The 18,875-nt window shown below is 67.5% G+C and carries 18 protein-coding genes; 7 read left to right on the top strand and 11 right to left on the bottom strand.

Annotation, left to right across the window (positions count from 1 at the left end; all coding sequences use genetic code 11):
• Positions 1-9 precede the first annotated feature (9 nt).
• From coaBC to C0541_RS20935, 3 genes are read left to right on the top strand one after another with little or no spacing between them, the layout of a single operon-like run.
• Complete coding sequence (coaBC, locus tag C0541_RS19090; RefSeq protein ID WP_115050968.1) at positions 10-1,278, top strand: bifunctional phosphopantothenoylcysteine decarboxylase/phosphopantothenate--cysteine ligase CoaBC; 1,269 nt, start codon at positions 10-12, stop codon at positions 1,276-1,278.
• Entirely contained in the window at positions 1,275-1,742 is a 468-nt protein-coding gene (dut, locus tag C0541_RS19085) for a dUTP diphosphatase (protein ID WP_115050967.1), read from the top strand. Before coaBC ends, dut begins: the two co-directional genes overlap by 4 nt.
• 13 nt (positions 1,743-1,755) lie before the next feature.
• Positions 1,756-4,101, top strand: a complete 2,346-nt coding sequence (locus C0541_RS20935) for a phosphomannomutase/phosphoglucomutase (RefSeq protein ID WP_161960159.1) — start codon at positions 1,756-1,758, stop codon at positions 4,099-4,101.
• A gap of 305 nt (positions 4,102-4,406) precedes the next feature.
• Here the strand turns inward: C0541_RS20935 and C0541_RS19075 are convergent, their stop codons facing one another.
• The 9 genes from C0541_RS19075 to pyrE all read right to left on the bottom strand — a co-directional run bounded on the left by C0541_RS19075 (position 4,407) and on the right by pyrE (position 10,968).
• Complete coding sequence (locus tag C0541_RS19075; RefSeq protein WP_115051164.1) at positions 4,407-4,940, bottom strand: hypothetical protein; 534 nt, start codon at positions 4,938-4,940, stop codon at positions 4,407-4,409.
• A 275-nt stretch (positions 4,941-5,215) separates the two neighbouring features.
• Positions 5,216-5,557: a lipid-A-disaccharide synthase N-terminal domain-containing protein gene (locus C0541_RS19070; protein ID WP_039816706.1), complete on the bottom strand. Its 342-nt coding sequence runs from the start codon at positions 5,555-5,557 to the stop codon at positions 5,216-5,218.
• Entirely contained in the window at positions 5,557-6,279 is a 723-nt protein-coding gene (locus C0541_RS19065; protein ID WP_115050966.1) for a glycosyltransferase family 2 protein, read from the bottom strand. Before C0541_RS19065 ends, C0541_RS19070 begins: the two co-directional genes overlap by 1 nt.
• A gap of 89 nt (positions 6,280-6,368) precedes the next feature.
• Positions 6,369-7,334, bottom strand: coding sequence for an SDR family NAD(P)-dependent oxidoreductase (locus C0541_RS19060; protein ID WP_115050965.1), 966 nt, complete (start codon positions 7,332-7,334; stop codon positions 6,369-6,371).
• 101 nt (positions 7,335-7,435) lie between these two features.
• Positions 7,436-7,744, bottom strand: coding sequence for a helix-hairpin-helix domain-containing protein (locus tag C0541_RS19055; protein WP_115050964.1), 309 nt, complete (start codon positions 7,742-7,744; stop codon positions 7,436-7,438).
• A gap of 34 nt (positions 7,745-7,778) precedes the next feature.
• Positions 7,779-8,708: a ParB/RepB/Spo0J family partition protein gene (locus C0541_RS19050; protein WP_115050963.1), complete on the bottom strand. Its 930-nt coding sequence runs from the start codon at positions 8,706-8,708 to the stop codon at positions 7,779-7,781.
• On the bottom strand, positions 8,708-9,505 hold the full coding sequence (locus tag C0541_RS19045; RefSeq protein WP_115050962.1) for a ParA family protein: 798 nt from the start codon (positions 9,503-9,505) through the stop codon (positions 8,708-8,710). The genes C0541_RS19050 and C0541_RS19045 overlap by 1 nt, the downstream gene beginning before the upstream one ends.
• Before the next feature lie 115 nt (positions 9,506-9,620).
• Positions 9,621-10,286 carry a hypothetical protein gene (locus tag C0541_RS19040; RefSeq protein ID WP_115050961.1) on the bottom strand — a complete coding sequence of 222 codons (666 nt, stop codon included), beginning with the start codon at positions 10,284-10,286 and terminating at the stop codon, positions 9,621-9,623.
• Positions 10,287-10,308: 22 nt separating this feature from the next.
• Positions 10,309-10,968, bottom strand: coding sequence for an orotate phosphoribosyltransferase (gene pyrE, locus C0541_RS19035; RefSeq protein ID WP_115050960.1), 660 nt, complete (start codon positions 10,966-10,968; stop codon positions 10,309-10,311).
• A gap of 127 nt (positions 10,969-11,095) precedes the next feature.
• On the opposite strand from pyrE, the gene C0541_RS19030 reads away from it, so the two are divergent.
• From C0541_RS19030 to C0541_RS19020, 3 genes are all read left to right on the top strand, one after another.
• A complete protein-coding gene (locus C0541_RS19030; protein ID WP_115050959.1) occupies positions 11,096-11,896 on the top strand; it encodes an exodeoxyribonuclease III in 801 nt (266 codons plus the stop codon).
• A 241-nt stretch (positions 11,897-12,137) separates the two neighbouring features.
• Complete coding sequence (locus tag C0541_RS19025) at positions 12,138-13,433, top strand: AmpG family muropeptide MFS transporter (RefSeq protein ID WP_161960158.1); 1,296 nt, start codon at positions 12,138-12,140, stop codon at positions 13,431-13,433.
• Between the two features lie 58 nt (positions 13,434-13,491).
• A complete protein-coding gene (locus tag C0541_RS19020) occupies positions 13,492-13,719 on the top strand; it encodes a hypothetical protein (protein ID WP_115051162.1) in 228 nt (75 codons plus the stop codon).
• Between the two features lie 279 nt (positions 13,720-13,998).
• Here C0541_RS19020 and C0541_RS19015 read toward each other — a convergent pair whose 3' ends face one another.
• Together C0541_RS19015 and C0541_RS19010 are read right to left on the bottom strand one after the other, a co-directional pair.
• Positions 13,999-15,141: an anhydro-N-acetylmuramic acid kinase gene (locus C0541_RS19015; protein WP_115050958.1), complete on the bottom strand. Its 1,143-nt coding sequence runs from the start codon at positions 15,139-15,141 to the stop codon at positions 13,999-14,001.
• 277 nt (positions 15,142-15,418) lie between these two features.
• Entirely contained in the window at positions 15,419-16,837 is a 1,419-nt protein-coding gene (locus C0541_RS19010) for a M23 family metallopeptidase (RefSeq protein WP_115050957.1), read from the bottom strand.
• Positions 16,838-17,008: 171 nt separating this feature from the next.
• Here C0541_RS19010 and tyrS point away from each other — a divergent pair, with 171 nt between their 5' ends.
• The gene (gene tyrS, locus C0541_RS19005; protein ID WP_115050956.1) at positions 17,009-18,220 is read left to right on the top strand and encodes a tyrosine--tRNA ligase; all 1,212 of its coding nucleotides are present in this window, start codon (positions 17,009-17,011) and stop codon (positions 18,218-18,220) included.
• Positions 18,221-18,875: the final 655 nt, after the last annotated feature.

The following is an 18,875-nucleotide window of genomic DNA, read 5'->3' as shown; positions in this document are numbered from 1 at the left end:
GACTCCGACGTGATCGGCTCCACTCAGGCCCGCCCCCTGGACGGACAGCGCTTGCTGCTGTGCGTCGGCGGAGGCATTGCCGCTTACAAATCGCTTGAACTGGTCCGTCGCCTGCGCGACGCCGGCGCACTCGTCCAGGTCGCCATGACCAGCGGCGCGCAGCAATTCGTCACCCCGCTCAGCTTCCAGGCGCTGTCCGGGCAGCCCACCCGTACCACGCTGTGGGACAGTGCCGCCGAGCAGGCGATGGGACATATCGAACTGGCGCGCTGGGCCGATCGGGTGATCGTCGCCCCGGCCACCGCCGACCTGCTGGCGCGTCTGGCGCATGGCCTGGCCGACGATCTGGTCACCACCCTGTGCCTGGCCACGGCCGCGCCGCTGACCGTGGCGCCGGCGATGAACCACCGCATGTGGCTGCATTCGGCCACCCAGGCGAACGTGGCCACGCTGCGCGCACGCGGCGTGGCGGTGGTCGGCCCCGACGATGGCCCGCTGGCCGAAGGCGAGTCCGGTCCCGGCCGGCTGGCCGAGCCGGCGGCGATCATCGCCGCCCTGGCCGACGCTGCCGGCAGCGCCACACCGGTCGCCTCCAAGGGAGCGGTTGCCCCGGCATTCGTGCCCAGCAGCGCGCAGCTGGACGGCCTGCGCATCGTGATCAGCGCCGGCCCCACCTTCGAGGACCTGGACCCGGTGCGTTACGTGGGCAACCGCAGCAGCGGCAAGATGGGCTATGCCCTGGCCGCCGCCGCCGCCAGCCAGGGCGCCGAGGTGGTGCTGGTCAGCGGCCCGGTGCACCAGGCCACCCCGGCCGGCGTGCGGCGGATCGACGTACGCTCGGCCGCGCAGATGCGCGACGCGGTGCTGGGCGCGTTCCCGGCCGACATCTACATCGGTGCCGCCGCGGTGGCCGACTACACCCCCAAGCGGGTGGTCGCGCAGAAGATCAAGAAGACCGGCGAAACGCTGACCCTGGAACTGGTGCGCACCCCGGACATCCTGGCCGAGGTCGCCGCGCAGACCGGCGCGCTGAAGCTGGTGGTCGGTTTTGCCGCCGAAACGCACGACGTGGAGCACTACGCACGTGGCAAGCTGGCCGCCAAGCGGCTGGACCTGATCATCGCCAACCAGGTGGGGATCGAGGGCGGTGGCTTCGAAAGCGACAACAACGCCGCCACCGCCTACTGGCAGGGCGGCGAGCGCGCCTTCCCCAGCAGCAGCAAGACCGAACTGGCCGACCAACTATTGGCCCTGATCGCGGAGAGATTGCAGGCATGAGCACCCCGACCCAGTCCTTGCAGGTGAAGCTGCTCGACCCGCGCTTCGGCGACCTGTGGCCGCTGCCGGCCTATGCCACCGACGCCAGCGCAGGCATGGACCTGCGCGCCGCGCTGGAAGCGCCGATGACGCTGGAGCCCGGCGATGCGGCGCTGATTCCCAGCGGCATCGCGATCCATCTGGCCGACCCACAGCTGTGCGCGGTGGTCCTGCCGCGCTCGGGGCTGGGCCATCGCCACGGCATCGTGCTCGGCAACGGTACCGGGCTCATCGATGCCGATTACCAGGGGCCACTGCTGATCAGCACCTGGAATCGCGGACGCGCCGCTTTCACCATCGAGCCGGGCGACCGCATCGCACAGCTGGTGATCCTGCCGATCGTGCGCGTGGGCTTGCAAGTGGTGGATACTTTCGTCGACAGCGCGCGGGGAGCGGGTGGATTCGGCCACACCGGCGTGCGCTGACGGGGGACGTCACATGAGCAAGGCGAACGAGCGCAGGCAGTCGATGTCCAGCGTGCGTACGAGTGGTCCGGTGTTGGGAGCAATACTCGTGCTGCTGGCGGCCTGGTTCGGCTGGAGCAGCTACTCGCAATGGCGCCAGGATGCGGTTGCGCAGGAACTGGAACAGGCGCGCGACCGCGCCGTGCAGGAGGTCAGCCAGGCCATGGCCCAGCAGGCCAGCCAGTTCGACGCCGTGCTCAAGCAGCCGCAGGTCATCGCCGCGCTGGCCAGTGGCGAGGCGCTGGCGGCCGCCTCGGCGATCCGCGAGCGCTTCAAGGGCGCCGAGGACGTGCAGGTGCTTCCCGGCGATCTGGCCGCGGCCTACGCCAACCCCAAGGAGTTCGGCTACGCGCGGCTGAGCCTGCTCGAATCGGCACAGGTGGCCGCGCGTGCGCAGGTGCACGTGGTGCGCGATGCCGGGCAGGCCCGTCTCGGTGTGGCGGCAGCGGTGCAACTGGGCGCGCAGCCGGCAGTGGCGTACGCGCGCCTGCCGTTGCTGCGGTTGACCGGCCCGCTGGATGCCATCGCAGTGCCCGGCAGCGCCTATCTGGCCTTGCGCCAGGGCAGCTACAACGTCGCCCAGCAAGGCGATGTGGCGCTGGCCGATGCCGCCGAGACCCTGGCCCGGCCATTGGGCAACAGTGGCCTGCGCGTGGCCGCCGCGGTACCGCAACGCGATGACGGCCCGCTGGGTCTGGGCGCCGCCGGCTGCGCGGTGGTGGCCGCGTTGCTGCTCGTCATCGCCGTGCTGTCGGTGCTGGCCAGCCGTGGTCGCGTCGCCTTGCCGCGTCGCCGCGTGGCCGGCGAGTCGAGCGCCGACGAACCCACCTTCAGCCAGAGCCTGCAGCACGAGGCCAGCCTCGCCAGGGACGTGCGTGCGCTGGACGCAGACACGCCGCCCGCGCCGCCGGCGCTGGTGCCGGCCGTGCAGGTCGCCGCCGGGATGTTCCGCGCGTACGACATCCGTGGCGTGGTCGGCAAGGACCTCACTCCCGGCGTCGCCGCGTTGATCGGCCAGGCCATCGGCAGCGTGATGCAGGCGCAGGGCCTGCGCGAGGTGGTGGTCGGCCGCGATGGGCGGCTGTCGGGCCCGGAGCTGGCCAATGGCCTGATCGATGGCCTGCGCCGCGCCGGCTGCCAGGTGATCGACATCGGCCTGGCGCCTACCCCGGTGGTGTACTTCGGCGCCTATGAATTGCGCGCCGGCAGCTGCGTGGCGGTCACCGGCAGCCACAATCCGCCCGACTACAACGGCTTCAAGATCGTCATCGGTGGCGAGACCCTGTCCGGGGCGGCGATCGCCGACCTGCACCAGCGCATCAACGAAGGCCGCCTGCACACCGCGGCAACGCCTGGCGAGCTGGAGCAGCGCGACATCAGCGACGCCTACATCCAGCGCATCGCCGACGACGTGCAGTTGGACCGCCCGATCAAGGTGGTGGTGGATGCCGGCAACGGCGTGGCCGGCGAGATCGCGCCGCGCCTGCTGGAAGCCATCGGTGCCGAGGTCATCCCGCTGTACTGCGAGATCGACGGCACCTTCCCCAATCATCACCCCGACCCGAGCGAGCCGCACAACCTCGACGATCTGGTGAAGATGGTGCAGCGCTTCGATGCCGACATCGGCGTGGCCTTCGATGGCGATGCCGATCGTCTGGGCGTGGTCACCCAGCAAGGCGCGATGGTGTTCCCGGACCGTCTGCTGATGTTGTTCGCCGCCGACGTGCTGCAGCGCAATCCCGGCGCGTTGGTGATCTACGACGTCAAGTGCACCGGAAAGCTGTCCGACTACGTGCTGCGCAACGGCGGCAGCCCGCTGATGTGGAAGACCGGGCACTCGCTGATCAAGGCCAAGATGCGCGAGACCGACGCCGAACTGGCCGGCGAGATGAGCGGGCACTTCTTCTTCAAGGAACGCTGGTACGGCTTCGACGACGGCATCTATGCGGCCGCACGCCTGCTGGAAATCCTGGCCCAGCGTGAGCAGACCCCGTCGCAGGTGCTGGACGCCCTGCCCGAAAGCGTGTCCACCCCGGAAATCAAGGTGCCGGTGGACGGTGATGCGCACGCACTGGTGGCACGTTTTGTCGCGCGTGCCCAGGCCGGCGAGGAATCGCCGTTCGAATCGGCGCGGCTGTCGACGATCGACGGACTGCGTGCGGACTTCGCCGACGGCTGGGGCCTGGTGCGTGCCTCCAACACCACGCCGATCCTGGTGCTGCGCTTCGAGGCCGACACCGAGGCGGCATTGCAGCGGATTCGCGCGCTGTTCCGCAGCCAGTTGCAGGCCCTGCTGCCGGAGCATCCACTGGACTTCTGACCGCAATTTTGACCAGCCGGCGCGTACCGGACGACGGCGCTGCCGGCAACGCCGGCGGTGCTGACGGAGACGGTGCGGTTGTCGATCACACCGTGCTCGACGCTGGCAGATGTCGGCGATCACCGCAGCGCGCAGCCGGCCCTGACCGACGTAGGCGACCGCGTCAGACGTCGCCGGAACAGACGCCGCCGGATGTCAGACGTTGATCAAACGGACGTCGCTCGCGCTGATATCCCGCAAGACTGACAGGCGAAGACGCGTATCAGTATGTCCGGCTCGAGCCGGACGGATGCACGCGATTGCAATCACCGGCCTCCCGGACCCGGCATGCGTGCGCGGTCATCTGGCGCTGCAATCGCGGCGCCGTGTGCAGCGCGGTCGTGCAACAGCCAGACCGCGTCCCAGTACGGATATCCGCCGACCTGCGTGGCCAGCCCTGCGCGTAGCGGCAACGCCACCAGTGCGCGTGCGAACTGGCGATGGTCGTCATGCGGCGCAAGCGCCGACGCCTGCATCTGCGGCTGCCACACCGTCCCGCCCCGGCCACGTGCGCGATTGACCGCCCCGGCAGCAGCCTGACGTGCAACGGCGGCCAGCTGGAGCAGCCCGGCCTTGCCCGGTGCCTGTAGCAGCGCACACCAGCAATCGGGCAGCAGCACCCAGCACAGCAACTGCACGCCCGGCCAATGACCGGCCGCCGCCAGACTCGCCGCCGCGGCCCGCGCGCAACGCCAGTCGGCAAACAACGGCACTCGTTGGTGCGTGTGCAGCCGCAGGTGCCAATGCGCCGCGAACGGCGCCGACCCGGACAACGGACGATGGAGAAGTGCACTGGACATGCGCACAGCCTGCCGAGGCGCAAACAGCCGCGGCATCGGCGGCGCGCCTCATCTCCGGTCGGTCACCAGCGCATCGCGGTGTACGAAGAAACCCATTGACTGTCGGATATCGCACGCCTGGCGTTATCCACCACAAGGCAGGGCCGATGCAGCCTGCTGCACCCGCTCAGTTGCGCCACCGGCACCACCTCAAACGCCTGGAGACCTGGCGCACCAATCACCAGCAACCGGTCACAGCACCCGCGAACCGCGATTCCCCAATCCCGATTCCCCGCTCAATGCACCGCCCGGTCGCGCTTCCAGCCGCGATGCTTTACATCCAGGTACAGGCTGTAGAACGCGGTAAACGCCGGGAACAGGTTCTGCAGCACGCCCACCGAATCCTGCTTGGCCGAGAACACGAAGTAGCTCAGCGTCATCAGGCTGCCGACCACGCTCATGTACCAGAACATGCGCGGGATCACCGGCTTGCCGGCGCGCTTGGACGCGACGAACTGGACCAGCCAGCGGCCGCCGAACATCAGTGCGCCCACATAGCCGATCAGCTTCCAGCCGGTGACATGCAGCCCGGTCCAGTACAGCCAGGTCAGTGGCTGGTCCAGCCAATGCAGTTCCATCAGCGCTCCTGCACCACGGTGCGCCTGCTGCGGGTGATCAGCCAGGCCACGCCGCGCAGGTCGCGGATGCCGACCAGCGCGCGATTGAGGTTGTTGTACTTGGACACGCCGGCGGTGCGATGGCGGTGGTGTACCGGCACGCTCACCGTGCGCCAGCCGGCGCGCTGCATCAACGCCGGCAGATAGCGGTGCATATGGTCGAAGTAGGGCAGGTCCAGGAACGCCTCGCGCTCGAACAGCTTGATGCCGCAGCCGGTATCGGGCGTGTTGTCGTGCAGCATGCGCGAGCGGATCGCGTTGGCCCACTTGCTGGCCCAGCGCTTGGACCCCGAATCCTGGCGATTGACCCGCCAGCCGGCGAACAGCTTCACCTGCGCATCGGCGCTGGCGCGCGCGGTCAGCAGCTTGGGAATGTCGGCCGGATCGTTCTGGCCGTCGCCATCGAGCGTGGCGATCCACGTTGCGCGCGCGGCCTTGACGCCGTTGCGCACCGCCGTGCTCTGGCCGCTCTGGGTCACATGGTGCAGCACGCGCAGTTCCGGCGTGGTGGTCTTCAGGTCTTGCAGCACCGCCAGGGTGTCGTCGCGCGAGTGGTCGTCGACATAGACGATCTCGAACGCCACCAGCCCTCGCAACGCGGCGACGATCTCACCGACCAGCGCGGCGACGTTATCGCGCTCGTTGAACACCGGGACGACGACGGAAAGCTGAGGGTGGCTCATGGATGCGTGGTGGCCAGATGAAGGCTGAGCGAAAAAGATCGCGCATTGTGCCCTGACTGTCTGAGTCAGGCATGAAGCGGACGTGCGCCTTAGGCGCGCTCACCGAAATAAGTGCGGCACCACTCCACCACCTGCGGCAGGCCGCGCTCGACCGGAGTGACCGGCGCGAAGCCGAAGGCGGCCTGTGCGCGCTGCGTATCGGCCATGGTGCGGATCATGTCGCCCGGCTGCATCGGCCGGTAGACCTTCTCGGCCGGCCGGCCGGCGGCCTGGGCGATCACGTCGATGAAGTATTCCAGTTCCACCGGGGTGTGGTTGCCCAGGTTGAACACCTGGTGCGGCACCGGCGCGCTGCCGGGCGTGTCCAGCGCGCCCAGCACGCCGGCCACGATGTCGTCGACGAAGGTGAAATCGCGCTGCATCCTGCCGTGGTTGAACACCTCGATCGGCCGCCCCGCCAGCACCGCGCGGCTGAAGATCAGCGGCGCCATGTCCGGCCGGCCCCACGGCCCGTACACGGTGAAGAACCGCAGCCCGGTCGCGCGCAGGCCGTACAGCTGCGCATAGGTATAGCCCATCAGCTCGTTGGCAGCCTTGGTCGCCGCATACAGCGAGCGCGGCTGGTCCACGCGCTGGTCTTCGGAAAACGGCGGGGTGGCCGAATCGCCGTAGACCGAACTGCTCGACGCATACACCAGGTGCTGCACGCCGCGGTGCCGGCACAGCTCGAGCATGTTGACGAAGCCGACCAGGTTGCTGTCGACGTAGGCGGACGGATTTTCCAGCGAGTAACGTACCCCGGCCTGCGCGGCCAGATGCACCACGCGCGTTGGCCGGACCTCATCGAACAACGCGGCCAGCCCGTCGCGGTCGGTCAGGTCCAGGGTGCGGATGTCGATGCCCGGGCACAATGCCGCCACCCGGTCGCGCTTGAGCTGCGGGTCGTAATAGCTGTTGTAGTTGTCCAGGCCCACCACCGACTCGCCGCGCGCAGCCAGCGCGCGGCAGGTGTAGGCACCGATGAAGCCGGCAGCGCCGGTCACGAGAATGGTCATGGTCGTTGTCCTGGATGTTGCAGAAGCAAAAGAGGTTCGCCGGGAGCGTTGCGCATGCGCAGTTGCGGTGCAGGGCGGTCAGTGGCAGGCGGGAAACGCACTCAGACCGGACCGAGCCGTGCTTCGGATGCCAGCCTGGCCTTGCGTGCGGCGCTGAAGGTCCACCAGGGCTGCGGCGCTTCGCCTTGCATGAAATGCACGATCGACAGGAACACATCGATCACGCAGGGGTCGTGCAGTACCCCGGTGCGCAGGCACAGTTGCGCATACATGTCGTAGGCATCGCGACCGCGCAGCTGGGCAGGCACGCGGATGCCGATCAGGCGCAGATCCTTTTCGCAGGCCGGCCCGACGTTCGGCAGGTCGGTCAGAGACAGCAGATGATTGCGATCCACCTTGGCCGGATGCATTGCCGGGATGCTCCTCTTGCGCGGGCGCAGGAACTCAGCTGCGCTGGGCGCGTAAACGTTCCAGCACGCCGTCCAGCGTGTCCAGGTCGGTGTAGTGGATCACCAGCTTGCCCTTGCCGCCGCGGCCGTGGTTGAACACCACCTTGGTGCCCAGCGATTCGGACAGCTCGGTTTCCAGCGAGGCGATATCGGCCTGCGGCGCGGCAGCGGCCGGCTTGCCCTTGCGCAGCGCGCCGGGCACCTTGCCGGCGGCGAACTGCTGCGCACGGTGTTCGACCTCGCGCACCGACCAGCCCTGGTCGGCTGCTTCCTGCGCCAGCTTGCTGGCCAGCTCCGGCGCCAGGGTGAGCAACGCACGCGCATGGCCCATTTCCAGACGGCGGGTTTCCAGCAGCACGCGGATGGCCACCGGCAATTCCAGCAGCCGCAGCAGGTTGGACACCGACGCACGCGAGCGGCCCACCGCGCCGGCGGCCTCGGCGTGGGTCAGCGAAAATTCGTCGATCAGCCGCTGCAGCGCCTGCGCTTCTTCCAGCGGGTTGAGGTCTTCGCGCTGGATGTTCTCGATCAGCGCCATCGCGATGACGGTGCGGTCGTCCAGCTCGCGCACCACCACCGGCACCTCGCTCAGCCCGGCCAGCTGCGAGGCGCGCCAGCGACGTTCGCCGGCCACGATCTCGAACTGCCCCGGTGCCAGCTCGCGCGCCACGATCGGCTGGATCACCCCCTGCGCCTTGATCGACTCCGCCAGCTCGGCCAGCTTGACCTCGTCCATCTCCTTGCGCGGCTGGTACTTGCCCGGCTGCAGCTGGCTGACCGGCAACCGGCGCAGGCTGTCGCCCGGTTGCAACGCTTCCTCGCTGGCCGCGCTCGGCGCCGCCGCGGCGGCCGCGCCCTTCGGTCCCAACAGCGCTTCCAGGCCTCGGCCCAGGCCACGCTTCTTTGCGGGGATCGGCTTGTTCATCAGACGGTCTCCACGGGCCGGTAGGCCTTGTTGCGGTCGTTCTGGCGGCGCAGGATTTCGCTGGCCAGCCCCAGGTAGGCCACGCCACCGCGCGAGGAGCGGTCGTACCCCACGATGCTCTGGCCATGGCTGGGCGCCTCGGCCAGGCGCACGTTGCGCGGCACGATGGTGCGGAACACCTTGTCGCCGAAATGCTCGGTCAGCTCGGCCGACACCGCGTTGGCCAGGTTGTTGCGGATGTCGAACATCGTGCGCAGCACGCCTTCGATTTCCAGCGCCGGATTGAGGTTGGCGCGCAAGGCCTCGATGGTTTCCAGCAGCGCGGTCAGTCCTTCCAGTGCGTAGTACTCGCACTGCATCGGCACGATGATCGAATCGGCCGCGGTCAGCGCATTGAGCGTCAGCAGCGACAACGCCGGCGGGCAGTCGATCAGGATGAAGTCGTACTCGTCGCGGATCGGCGCCAAGGCGCGCTTGAGCCGCTGTTCGCGCTCGCCCTGATCCATCAGCTGGATCTCGGCCGCGGTCAGGTCGATGTTGCCCGGCAGCAGGTCGAAGCCTTCCGGCGCGGTGACCCGGATCTCGGCGGCGGTGTTCTCGCCCAGCAACAGGTCGCAGGTCGAGGCGGCCACATCACGCTTGTCGATGCCGCTGCCCATGGTGGCGTTGCCCTGCGAATCCAGATCCACCAGCAACACACGCTTGGGCGCGCGCGCCAGGCCGGCCGCCAGATTGACTGCGGTCGTGGTCTTGCCGACGCCGCCTTTCTGGTTGGCAATGGCGATGATCCGGGCCATGCGGGAGAGCCTCGTGGGCAGGGAGAAAGACCGGCCATTATGCGGGCAGGGCGTCGGATCGGGAAATGCCGCCTGCCGCAGTGCGTCGCACGGCCGGGAATGACCGCTGCGCCGGTCAGCCGGCCGGCGCAGCGCCTGCCGGCGGCTTCCTCATCGTCCGGTAGCGCTGCAGGATGTCGGCGATCTCGCCGTCCAGCGCCACCCGTTGCTGCTCGAAGCTGGTCTGCAGGCGCAATTGCGCCTGCAGCTCGCGATGGCGTTGCTGGATGTCGGCGGCCAGCTTGTCGGCCACCGCCTGGCCGGCCAGTTCGCGGTCGCCGGCGCTGCGCAGCATGCTGGCCAGCCCTTCGCGCAGGCTGGTCACATTGAAGCGCGCGGTGTGGATGTTGTTGTCGACGATGGCGATGCGCTCGTTGAACACCCGGCGCAGGTCGTCCTCGCTCCGGTAGGACATCAGCATCGCCTGGTCGGTGCGCTGGCGCATCTGCTCGGCGGCCAGGTCGGCCTGGCGTTGCTGCTCGCTGGCCGCGGCGGCGGCGCGCTCGTCGCTGCTCATCGCGCGCTGCACCTCGGCGCTGCGCAGGCCGCTCCTGGCATTGAACTCGTCGCGCGCCTGGTTGACCGCCTCCGGCGGCAGCGTATCGCTGCACACCCGGCTACCGTTCTGGTTCCAGCAATACAGCTTCTTTACCGCCGACTTGTCCTGCGCCCCGGCCGGGGCGCCGACAACGGCCGCCGCAACGGCGGCGAGTAATGCCAAACGGATGTGTCTCGGCATCATCGCAGCCCCCTGTCGCCTGCCGTCAGCCTGTGGTGTCGGTGCCGTAGCGGCCACGATAGGCCAGCAGCGGTTCCCGGAAGCCGACAAGGTCGGCGTTTCCTGCCGCAAAAGCAAGCAGGTCGCCCAGGTTGGCCACCGCGATCACCGGGATGCCGGCCTCGGCCGCCACCGCCTGCGCGGCCGAGCGGCGATCCTGCTCGGAGGCGATCTCCTGCCGGTCCAAGGCCACCACGATCCCGGACGGAATGCCGCCGGCGCCGCGGATGATGCCCAGCGCCTCGCGGATCGCGGTGCCGGCGGTGATCACGTCGTCGACGATCAATACCTTGCGGCCCTCAAGCGGCGCACCGATCAGGCTGCCACCCTCGCCATGGTCCTTGGCTTCCTTGCGGTTGAACGCCAGCGGCAGGTCGCGCCCGCGCCCGGCGTAGGCGCAGGCCAGCGCCGTGGCCAGCGGGATGCCCTTGTAGGCCGGCCCGAACAGCAGATCGAACTCCACCCCGGCCGCATCGATCGCATCGGCATAGCACTGCGCCAGCTGCGCAATCCTGGCGCCCGAATCGAAGCGCCCGGCATTGAAGAAATACGGGCTGAGCCGCCCGGACTTGAGCGTGAACTCGCCAAAGCGCAGGGCATCGGCGCCCAGGGCCAGCTGCAGGAAACGGGTGCGGTGGTCGGTCATGGTGACGAGATTGGGGAGTAGGGATTCGGGATTGGAAAGCATAGCCGGTCGCGCCTTGCGGCATCCGCTGATGCGGTACGCTTTCACGAATCTCCAATTCCCATTCCCGAATCCCGGCTCCTCATCCATGCGCATCATCAGTTTCAACGCCAACGGCCTGCGCTCGGCCGTCACCAAGGGTTTCTTCGAATGGTTCGCCGAGCAGGACGCCGACGTGCTGTGCGTGCAGGAGACCAAGGCCCAGGAGCATCAGCTGGCCGGTCCCAAGTTCCTGCCCGCCGGCTACAAGGCCTGGTTCCGCGACGCCAGCACCAAGAAGGGCTACAGCGGCGTGGCCATCTACAGCAGGCACGAACCCGATGAAGTGCGCACCGCGCTGGGCTGGCCCGAGTTCGACGAAGAGGGCCGCTACATCGAGGCGCGCTTTGGCAACCTCAGCGTGGTGTCCTTCTATATCCCGTCCGGCTCCTCGGGCGAGTTGCGCCAGGGCTACAAGTTCCAGGTGATGGACTGGCTGCGGCCGATCCTGGATGAATGGCTGGCCAGCGGCCGCCAGTACGTGCTGTGCGGCGACTGGAACATCGTGCGCTCGGCGCTGGACATCAAGAACTGGAAGTCCAACCAGAAGAATTCCGGCTGCCTGCCGCCCGAGCGCGACTGGCTCAACGGCCTGTGCGCCGATGCGCTGGAAGACGCCGATGCCGCCGGCGGCCGCGGCTGGGTCGACACCTACCGCGCGCTGCACCCGCAAGGCCAGGATTACACCTGGTGGAGCAACCGCGGCGCGGCACGCAGCAACAACGTCGGTTGGCGCATCGACTATCAACTGGTCACGCCCGGCCTGCGCGACAAGGTCAAGGCCTGCTCCATCTACCGCGAGCAGCGTTTCTCCGACCACGCGCCGTATGTCGTGGATTACGCGGAGTGAGGCAGGGTGCGCCGCTGGCAGTGACGGACATGGGGGCGGCGGGCAAGGCACCCCGATGGCGTGCGTCCAGCCACGCTGTGCAGGTGAACCTGGAGTGCGTGCAGGCCGTGCCTTGCCGCAGCCGGATGGGCGTGGATCCTTCAGGGAGCCAATCATGCGTTTCCGGCAGGCCGCTCCGCGCAGCGGCCGGTAATACTGCCCGCCCGGCACCGATCAGCCCCCGTTCCCAGCGACCAGACGCATGACCACCCCTGAACCCAACTACAAAGGACTGCGCGGCATCCGGCAGGCCTTCACCACCCCGTCGGCGATGACCATGGCCCTGCTGGGTTTCGGCAGCGGCCTGCCGTTCCTGCTGATCGCCTCGCAGACCCTGTCCACCCGGCTGCGCGATGTCGGGCTGGATCTGGGCAGCATCGGCCTGATCAGCCTGGCCAGCTTCTTTTACCTGCTCAAGTTCCTGTGGGCGCCGCTGCTGGACCGCTATGCGTTCCCGCTCACCGCGTGGTTGGGACGCCGCCGCTCCTGGTTGCTGGTCTCGCAACTCGGCGTCACCGCCGGCTTGTTCGCACTGGCGTTTTCGCACCCGGACATGAGTGTCACCGGCCTGGTCGCCTGGGTGCTGTTCGCCTCGTTCTGGGGCGCCACCCAGGACTCGGTGGTGGATGCCTACCGCATCGAAATCGCCCCGGACACGGCGCAGGCGGCCTTGGCGGCGACCTATACCCTGGGATATCGGATCGGCCTGATCCTCGGTGGCGCCGGGGCGCTGTATCTGGCCGACTACCTCAACTGGGCCTGGGCCTACCTGGCCATGTCGGCGCTGATGCTGCTGCCGATCATCACCACCCTGGCATGCCGCGAGCCGGACCGGCCGCAGCTCACGGTGGTGCGTCGCATCGACGTGACCGGCGCATTCTGGCAGCCCATTACCAGTTTCTTTTCCGGCAATGGACTGCTGCTGGGCATCGTGCTGCTGGCATTTGTCGGCCTGTTCAAGTTCCCGGACCAGGTGATCGGCGTGATGGCCGGGCCGTTCTACCTGGATTCGGGCTACACCAAGTCCGACATCGCCACGGTATCCAAGCTGTTCGGCGTGTGGATGGGCATCGTCGGCGCGTTTGCCGGCGGCGCCGCGGTGGCCGCGTTCGGCTTCCGGCGCATGCTGCTGGTCGCCGCCCTGGGCGTGGCGCTGTCCAACCTGGCGTTTTTGCTGATGGCGCAGAACCCCGGCAAATTGTGGGCCTTCTACGCCGCACTCAGTGCCGACAATCTGTTCCAGGGGTTCGCCGGGACCGTGCTGGTGGCCTTCATGTCATCGCTGACCAATCGCAACTTCACCGCCACCCAGTACGCCTTGCTGGTGTCGCTGGCCAATCTGCCGGGCAAGTTCGCCGGCGGTGTATCCGGGTTCCTGGTCGAGGCCACCTCCTACAGCACCTTCTTCATCCTCAGCGCTCTCACTGTGGTTCCCACGCTGGCCCTGCTGGCCTGGCTGTGGCCGCGGCTGGATGCCCGCGACGGGCGTCCGGATTGAAACCGCCGGCAAGGTTGCCGATGATGCCGACGCGGCACTGCATCGCACGAGGAAGGGCATGACCGATCTGGTACTGCGTGACATCGATCCATTGCTGGTGGACAGGATCCGCCGCATCTCCGCCGCACGCGGCTGGACCCAGCACCAGACGGTGATGCACCTGCTCGAACAGGGCCTGTTCGCCAGCGAATACGAAGTCGCCGGCGGCCTGCAGCATCCGGAAGTCGATGCCCTGGCCGAGGCGATCGCCGCGCTCAAGGCGCTGCCGGCAGGGAACAATCCGTAGCACTGCAAACGGCCAGGCAGTGCTGCTCGGCATGCGAGTCCAGCATGCGAGTCCACTCGGCGCGAGCCTGGTGTGTGGATGCGGATGCGGATGGCCCGGTCAGAAGCCCTGCATGCTGCCGAGCAGGGGCTAAGACTTCTTTGCATTCGCCGGCTTCAGCCGAAGACAGCATTGCTACCCGTGATTAATTGAGTGCTGGTCGAAAGTCGCAGGATTGGTGGCAGGGCATCACCAAGCAGCCGGGCTGGTGGCATCCAGGCCGGTGCCGATCCAGGCCACTCATGCCGGATGGATCGCCCCCAGCAACCGCGGCCCCGCTGCCCCGGTCACCGACGGCAGATTGGCCGCACGGCCTGCGAGCAGCTCCGCCGCCAACCACGCAAATCCCATCGCCTCCAGATAATCCGGATCCAGCCCATGCCGCGCGCTGGATTCCACCACCACGCCGGGCAGGCGCGCGGCCAGACGCGCCATCAACACCGGATTGCGCACCCCGCCGCCGCACACCAGCACGCGGCGGGTATCGGGCTGCAGCCGCAACAACGCGTCGGCGACGCTGGCGGCGGTGAGCTCGAGCAGGGTCGCCTGCACATCGGCTGCGGATGGCGCCACGTGTCCCGGCGACCGCATCGCCTGCATCGCCCAGTCCAGGTGGAACTGCTCGCGTCCGGTGCTCTTGGGCGGTGCCAGCGCAAACCACGGGTCGGCCAGCAACGCCTGCAGCAGCGCGGTATCGACGCGCCCGCTGGCGGCAAACGCACCGTCGGCATCGAACGGCGTGCCGCAGTGCTGCTGGCACCAGCTGTCCAGCAACGCATTGGCCGGGCCGGTATCGAAGCCCAGCACCGCGCCACTGCGCGGGATCAAGGTCAGGTTGCCGATGCCGCCCAGGTTGAGCACCGCACGGTCCTCGTCGGCGGCGCCCAGCATGGCCAGATGGAAGGCCGGCATCAACGGTGCGCCCTGGCCGCCGGCAGCCACATCGCGGCGGCGGAAATCGGCCACCGTGGTGATGCCGGTGTGCTCGGCAATCCGGCTGGCATCGCCGATCTGCCAGGTGAAGGCCGGATCGGCCTTGGGGCGATGCCGAATGGTCTGCCCATGCGAGCCGATCGCGCGAACGCGCAAACGCGCGATGCCGCTGTCGCGGATCAGGTGATTGGCCGCGGCCGCAAACGCCAGCCCCACCTGCGCATCCAGCTGTCCGAGCGCATCGATGGCGATCGTGTCGGCGCCCTGGCCCAACGTCACCAGCGTCTCGCGCAGTTGCGGCTCCCAGGCCACGGTCGTGCCCGCGACCAGTTCGCAGCGTCGGTGGCTGTCGTCGGCAAAGCGCACCAGTGCCGCATCGATGCCGTCGGCACTGGTGCCCGACATCAGGCCCAGATAAAGCGGGGATTCCAGGTGTTGCGGAGCAGACATGCCAGGGCCAGTTGCACGGTGGTCATGCAGCTTGTGCAGCCGGGGTGGGAGAGTCAACCGGCCCTGGTCGCATCGCGCTGGACCAATGGGCGCGGCGCTCGCCAGGCAAGCGCTCGACCCGCAGTGCCGACTGCCGCATCGGCATCAGCATCCAGCCGTCGTCGGCAGCAATCCGGCGCCGGCCGGACATCGCGCGAGCCAATCCCTTTGCCGGTAGATGCGTGGCCGCCCGCCTGACGATTGCCGGGGCGGCGGCTGCGACCTCAGCCGTCCCGGTTCAACCGCGTGGCTTGCCCTTGGCAGGCTTGTCGGCGTCGGCATAGATCAACTTCTCCATGCCTTCGATACGCGCCAGCGCCGGCGCCGTCTGCGCGCGGAACGCGGCCAGCTCGGCGCCCTGCAAGGGCTCGGGCGGCGGCATCGTCACCGACATCGGGTTGCGCTGCTGCCCGGCGACGCGGAATTCGTAATGCAGGTGCGGGCCTGTCGCCAGGCCGGTCATGCCGACATAGCCGATCACCGTGCCCTGGTTGATGCGCTGGCCGGCCTTGATCTTGCCGAAGCGCGACATGTGCCCGTACAGCGTGCTGAAGTTCCTGCCGTGGTCCAGGATCACCACGTTGCCGTAGCCGCGCTGGGTTCCGACGAACACCACCCGTGCATCGCCAGCGGCCATGATCGGCGTGCCCGAGGCTGCCGCATAGTCCACGCCCTTGTGCATGCGCATCGTGCCCAGCACCGGATGCCTGCGCGCGCCAAAGGTCGAGCTGATGCGGCTATAGGCCACCGGCATGCGGATGAAGCTCTTCTTCAGCGGCCGGCCGGTGATGTCGTAATACTCGGCCGGCTTGCCGGCACGCTCGAAGCGGAAACCGGTATAGGTCTTGCCGCCGGTGGTAAAGGTCGCCGCCAGGATGTCGCCGGTGTTGATGCGCTCGCCCTCGCGCCAGGTCTCGTCCATCACCACGCTGAAGCGGTCGCCCGGCTGCAGGTCCTTGTCGAAGTCGATGTCGTACTTGAAGATCTCGTCGGTCATGATCGCCACCGCCGCCGGCGACAGCCCCGACTTGCCGGCCGAGGCGGACAGCGAGCTGCTGATTTCCCCGCTCGCCACCACCGTGCGCGTGGTCGTGGCCCGCTCGGTGACGTTCTCGCGCACGCTGTCGCCCAGCAGACGCAGCTCCACGCGGTGGCTGTCGTCGCGGTCGAAGCGCAATGCGCGCAGCTCGCCCGGCGTCGGCATGTCGAAGGCAATCTCGGTACCCGGACGCAGCTTGGTCAGCGCCTCCTTGGTGCCCGGATGCGCCAGCACCTGGTACATCACCGCGGTCGGGATGCCCAATTCGCCGAACAAGGTACTCAGCGTCTGCCCCGATTTGACCTGCAGGATTTCCCAATCGGTGCTCGGTGCCAGCTGCTTGCGGGCAGGCACCAACGGCGGCAGCGGCAGGGCCAGCGTGGAATGGCTGGACAGCGGCGTATCGATGGCGTTGGAAAAGCCCGGCACGATCGTGGCCACCAGCGCCCCGATGGTCGCGAACAGGCTGGCGTGGATCCAGTGCCGGCGCGTCCACTGGTCGTTGAATGCCGCCGGAAGATGCGCCTTGAGCTTGCGATGCAGGGCAGTGTCGTGGAGGACGTGGAGGCGTTCGTGAAAGCGCCGCTTGCGTGCACGGCCCTGCTCTGAGTTCTGCATCGTTCAAATTCCTCGCTGGCTCGAAGTGCGAGCCCAATCGCCGGTACCATAGACAGCATGTAACAGCGCGTCAAACCATTGAGCCTGTTCGTTTATTTTCATTTGGCGCGGAATTAACCCGCGTTTAACATCGTTCACGTTGTTGACGGCAAACGCCGCTGGAGTCTGTGGTTGGCCACTATTGAAGAATCCCTCGCACTCATCGGTCGCGGCACCGAGGAGATCCTCAAGCTCGATCAACTCGAGACGCGGCTGACATCGGGCGCGCCACTGCGGGTCAAGGCCGGTTTCGATCCCACTGCGCCGGATCTGCACCTGGGCCATACCGTGCTGCTCAACAAGATGCGGCAGTTTCAGCTGCTCGGGCACCAGGTGATCTTCCTGATCGGCGACTTCACCGGCATGATCGGCGACCCGAGCGGCAAGAACGTCACCCGCAAGCCGCTGAGCCGCGAGGATGTGCTGGCCAACGCGCGCACCTATGAGGAGCAGGTCTTCAAGATCCTTGACCGCGAACGCACCGAGGTGCGCTTCAACTCCGAGTGGTTCGGCCAGATGAGCGCGGCGGACATGATCAAGCTGTCCGCCCAGCACACGGTGGCGCGCATGCTAGAGCGCGACGACTTCGCCAAGCGCTTCACGGGCCAGCAGCCGATCGCCATCCACGAATTCCTGTATCCGCTGGTCCAGGGCTACGACTCGGTCGCCTTGAAGGCGGACGTCGAACTGGGCGGTACCGACCAGAAGTTCAACCTGCTGATGGGGCGCGGCCTGCAGGAGCACTACGGCCAGGCCCCGCAGGTCGTGCTGACCATGCCGCTGCTGGAAGGTCTGGACGGCGTGGCCAAGATGTCCAAGTCGCTGGGCAACTACATCGGCATCAACGAGCCGGCCATCGACATTGTCACCAAGACCATGAAGATCGGCGACGAACTGACCTGGCGCTGGATCGATCTGCTGTCCTTCGACATCGGTGTCGCCGAGGCCGAGCGCCTGAAAGCGCAGGTTGCCTCCGGTGACCTGCATCCGCGCGAGGTCAAGTTGCGTCTGGCGCGCGAACTTGCCACACGTTTCCATGACGCCGCTACGGCAGAGCAGGCCGTCGCCGGCTGGCACGCCGTGGTGACAGGGCAGGGCGACACCAGCCTGTTGCCGCTGCAGCAGGTGGTTGTGCCGGCCGAAGGTCTGCGCATTGCAAGTCTGCTCACCGCTGCCGGCCTGACGCCCAGCAATTCGGAGGCCACGCGCAAGCTCAAGGAGCGCGCGGTCAAGATCGATGGCGAAGTCGTGGAAGACCCGGCGCGCCAGTTCGGGCCAGGCTTTGAAGGCGTCATCCAGGTAGGTAAGCGCAATTTCGCCCGGGTGGCGCTGATTGCTGGTTGAGCCGGCAGCACCGGCGCTGCATGGCAGCAACGCCAGGTCGCCGTGGCAGCGCTCTTTATAAAGCGCTGCCACCACCGGGCCGGTCTTAAAGCAAGGTGCTGCGGGACCAACCGGGCGTCAGCGCAGGCATTTGGCAACTTCGTGAAAATTTTTTCACAAAAGGCTTCCCAAAATCTTCTTGCGGGCATATAGTTCGCCTCCCCCGACGCAACGGACTCCGCAAACGCGGAACCACAGCGAAAGGGTTCGGAAATCCCCTGAAATTAGGGTGTTGACGAAACGAAAAAGCCGGCTATGATGGGCGGCTCGCTACACGGAAAGATGCTTCGGCAGATTGAAGTGCAGCGGCGGCAACTTCNGGTGTTGACGAAACGAAAAAGCCGGCTATGATGGGCGGCTCGCTACACGGAAAGATGCTTCGGCAGATTGAAGTGCAGCGGCGGCAACTTCCTCTTCACGAGGGGTTGACGAGGATGAAAAGCCTGCTAATATGGCCGGCTCGCTTCGCAGAAAACCTTCGGGTCGAAACGAAGCAGCGTCAACCACCTCGAAATGAGGTGTTGACGGCAAGAAAAAGTCCGCTATAATGGGCGGCTCGCTTCGACGGAAACGACGAAGCTGACGGGAACGGCGCTGAGGCCACTTCCCAATGTTC

Source organism: Xanthomonas arboricola, assembly GCF_003353015.1.
Lineage (GTDB): Bacteria > Pseudomonadota > Gammaproteobacteria > Xanthomonadales > Xanthomonadaceae > Xanthomonas > Xanthomonas arboricola_E.
This window is presented reverse-complemented; position numbering and strand designations above follow the sequence as displayed.

Excerpts from the sequence above, each read along its gene's own strand:
- C0541_RS19040 (WP_115050961.1), bottom strand. The coding sequence starts at position 10,286 with ATGATGCCGAGACACATCCGTTTGGCATTACTCGCCGCCGTTGCGGCG.
- C0541_RS19070 (WP_039816706.1), bottom strand. The coding sequence starts at position 5,557 with ATGGAACTGCATTGGCTGGACCAGCCACTGACCTGGCTGTACTGGACC.
- C0541_RS19050 (WP_115050963.1), bottom strand. The coding sequence starts at position 8,708 with ATGAACAAGCCGATCCCCGCAAAGAAGCGTGGCCTGGGCCGAGGCCTG.
- C0541_RS19020 (WP_115051162.1), top strand. The coding sequence starts at position 13,492 with ATGACCGATCTGGTACTGCGTGACATCGATCCATTGCTGGTGGACAGG.
- C0541_RS19045 (WP_115050962.1), bottom strand. The coding sequence starts at position 9,505 with ATGGCCCGGATCATCGCCATTGCCAACCAGAAAGGCGGCGTCGGCAAG.
- C0541_RS19075 (WP_115051164.1), bottom strand. The coding sequence starts at position 4,940 with ATGTCCAGTGCACTTCTCCATCGTCCGTTGTCCGGGTCGGCGCCGTTC.
- C0541_RS19030 (WP_115050959.1), top strand. The coding sequence starts at position 11,096 with ATGCGCATCATCAGTTTCAACGCCAACGGCCTGCGCTCGGCCGTCACC.
- pyrE (WP_115050960.1), bottom strand. The coding sequence starts at position 10,968 with ATGACCGACCACCGCACCCGTTTCCTGCAGCTGGCCCTGGGCGCCGAT.
- C0541_RS19060 (WP_115050965.1), bottom strand. The coding sequence starts at position 7,334 with ATGACCATTCTCGTGACCGGCGCTGCCGGCTTCATCGGTGCCTACACC.
- dut (WP_115050967.1), top strand. The coding sequence starts at position 1,275 with ATGAGCACCCCGACCCAGTCCTTGCAGGTGAAGCTGCTCGACCCGCGC.
- C0541_RS19010 (WP_115050957.1), bottom strand. The coding sequence starts at position 16,837 with ATGCAGAACTCAGAGCAGGGCCGTGCACGCAAGCGGCGCTTTCACGAA.
- C0541_RS19015 (WP_115050958.1), bottom strand. The coding sequence starts at position 15,141 with ATGTCTGCTCCGCAACACCTGGAATCCCCGCTTTATCTGGGCCTGATG.
- C0541_RS19055 (WP_115050964.1), bottom strand. The coding sequence starts at position 7,744 with ATGCATCCGGCCAAGGTGGATCGCAATCATCTGCTGTCTCTGACCGAC.
- C0541_RS19025 (WP_161960158.1), top strand. The coding sequence starts at position 12,138 with ATGACCACCCCTGAACCCAACTACAAAGGACTGCGCGGCATCCGGCAG.
- C0541_RS20935 (WP_161960159.1), top strand. The coding sequence starts at position 1,756 with ATGAGCAAGGCGAACGAGCGCAGGCAGTCGATGTCCAGCGTGCGTACG.
- C0541_RS19065 (WP_115050966.1), bottom strand. The coding sequence starts at position 6,279 with ATGAGCCACCCTCAGCTTTCCGTCGTCGTCCCGGTGTTCAACGAGCGC.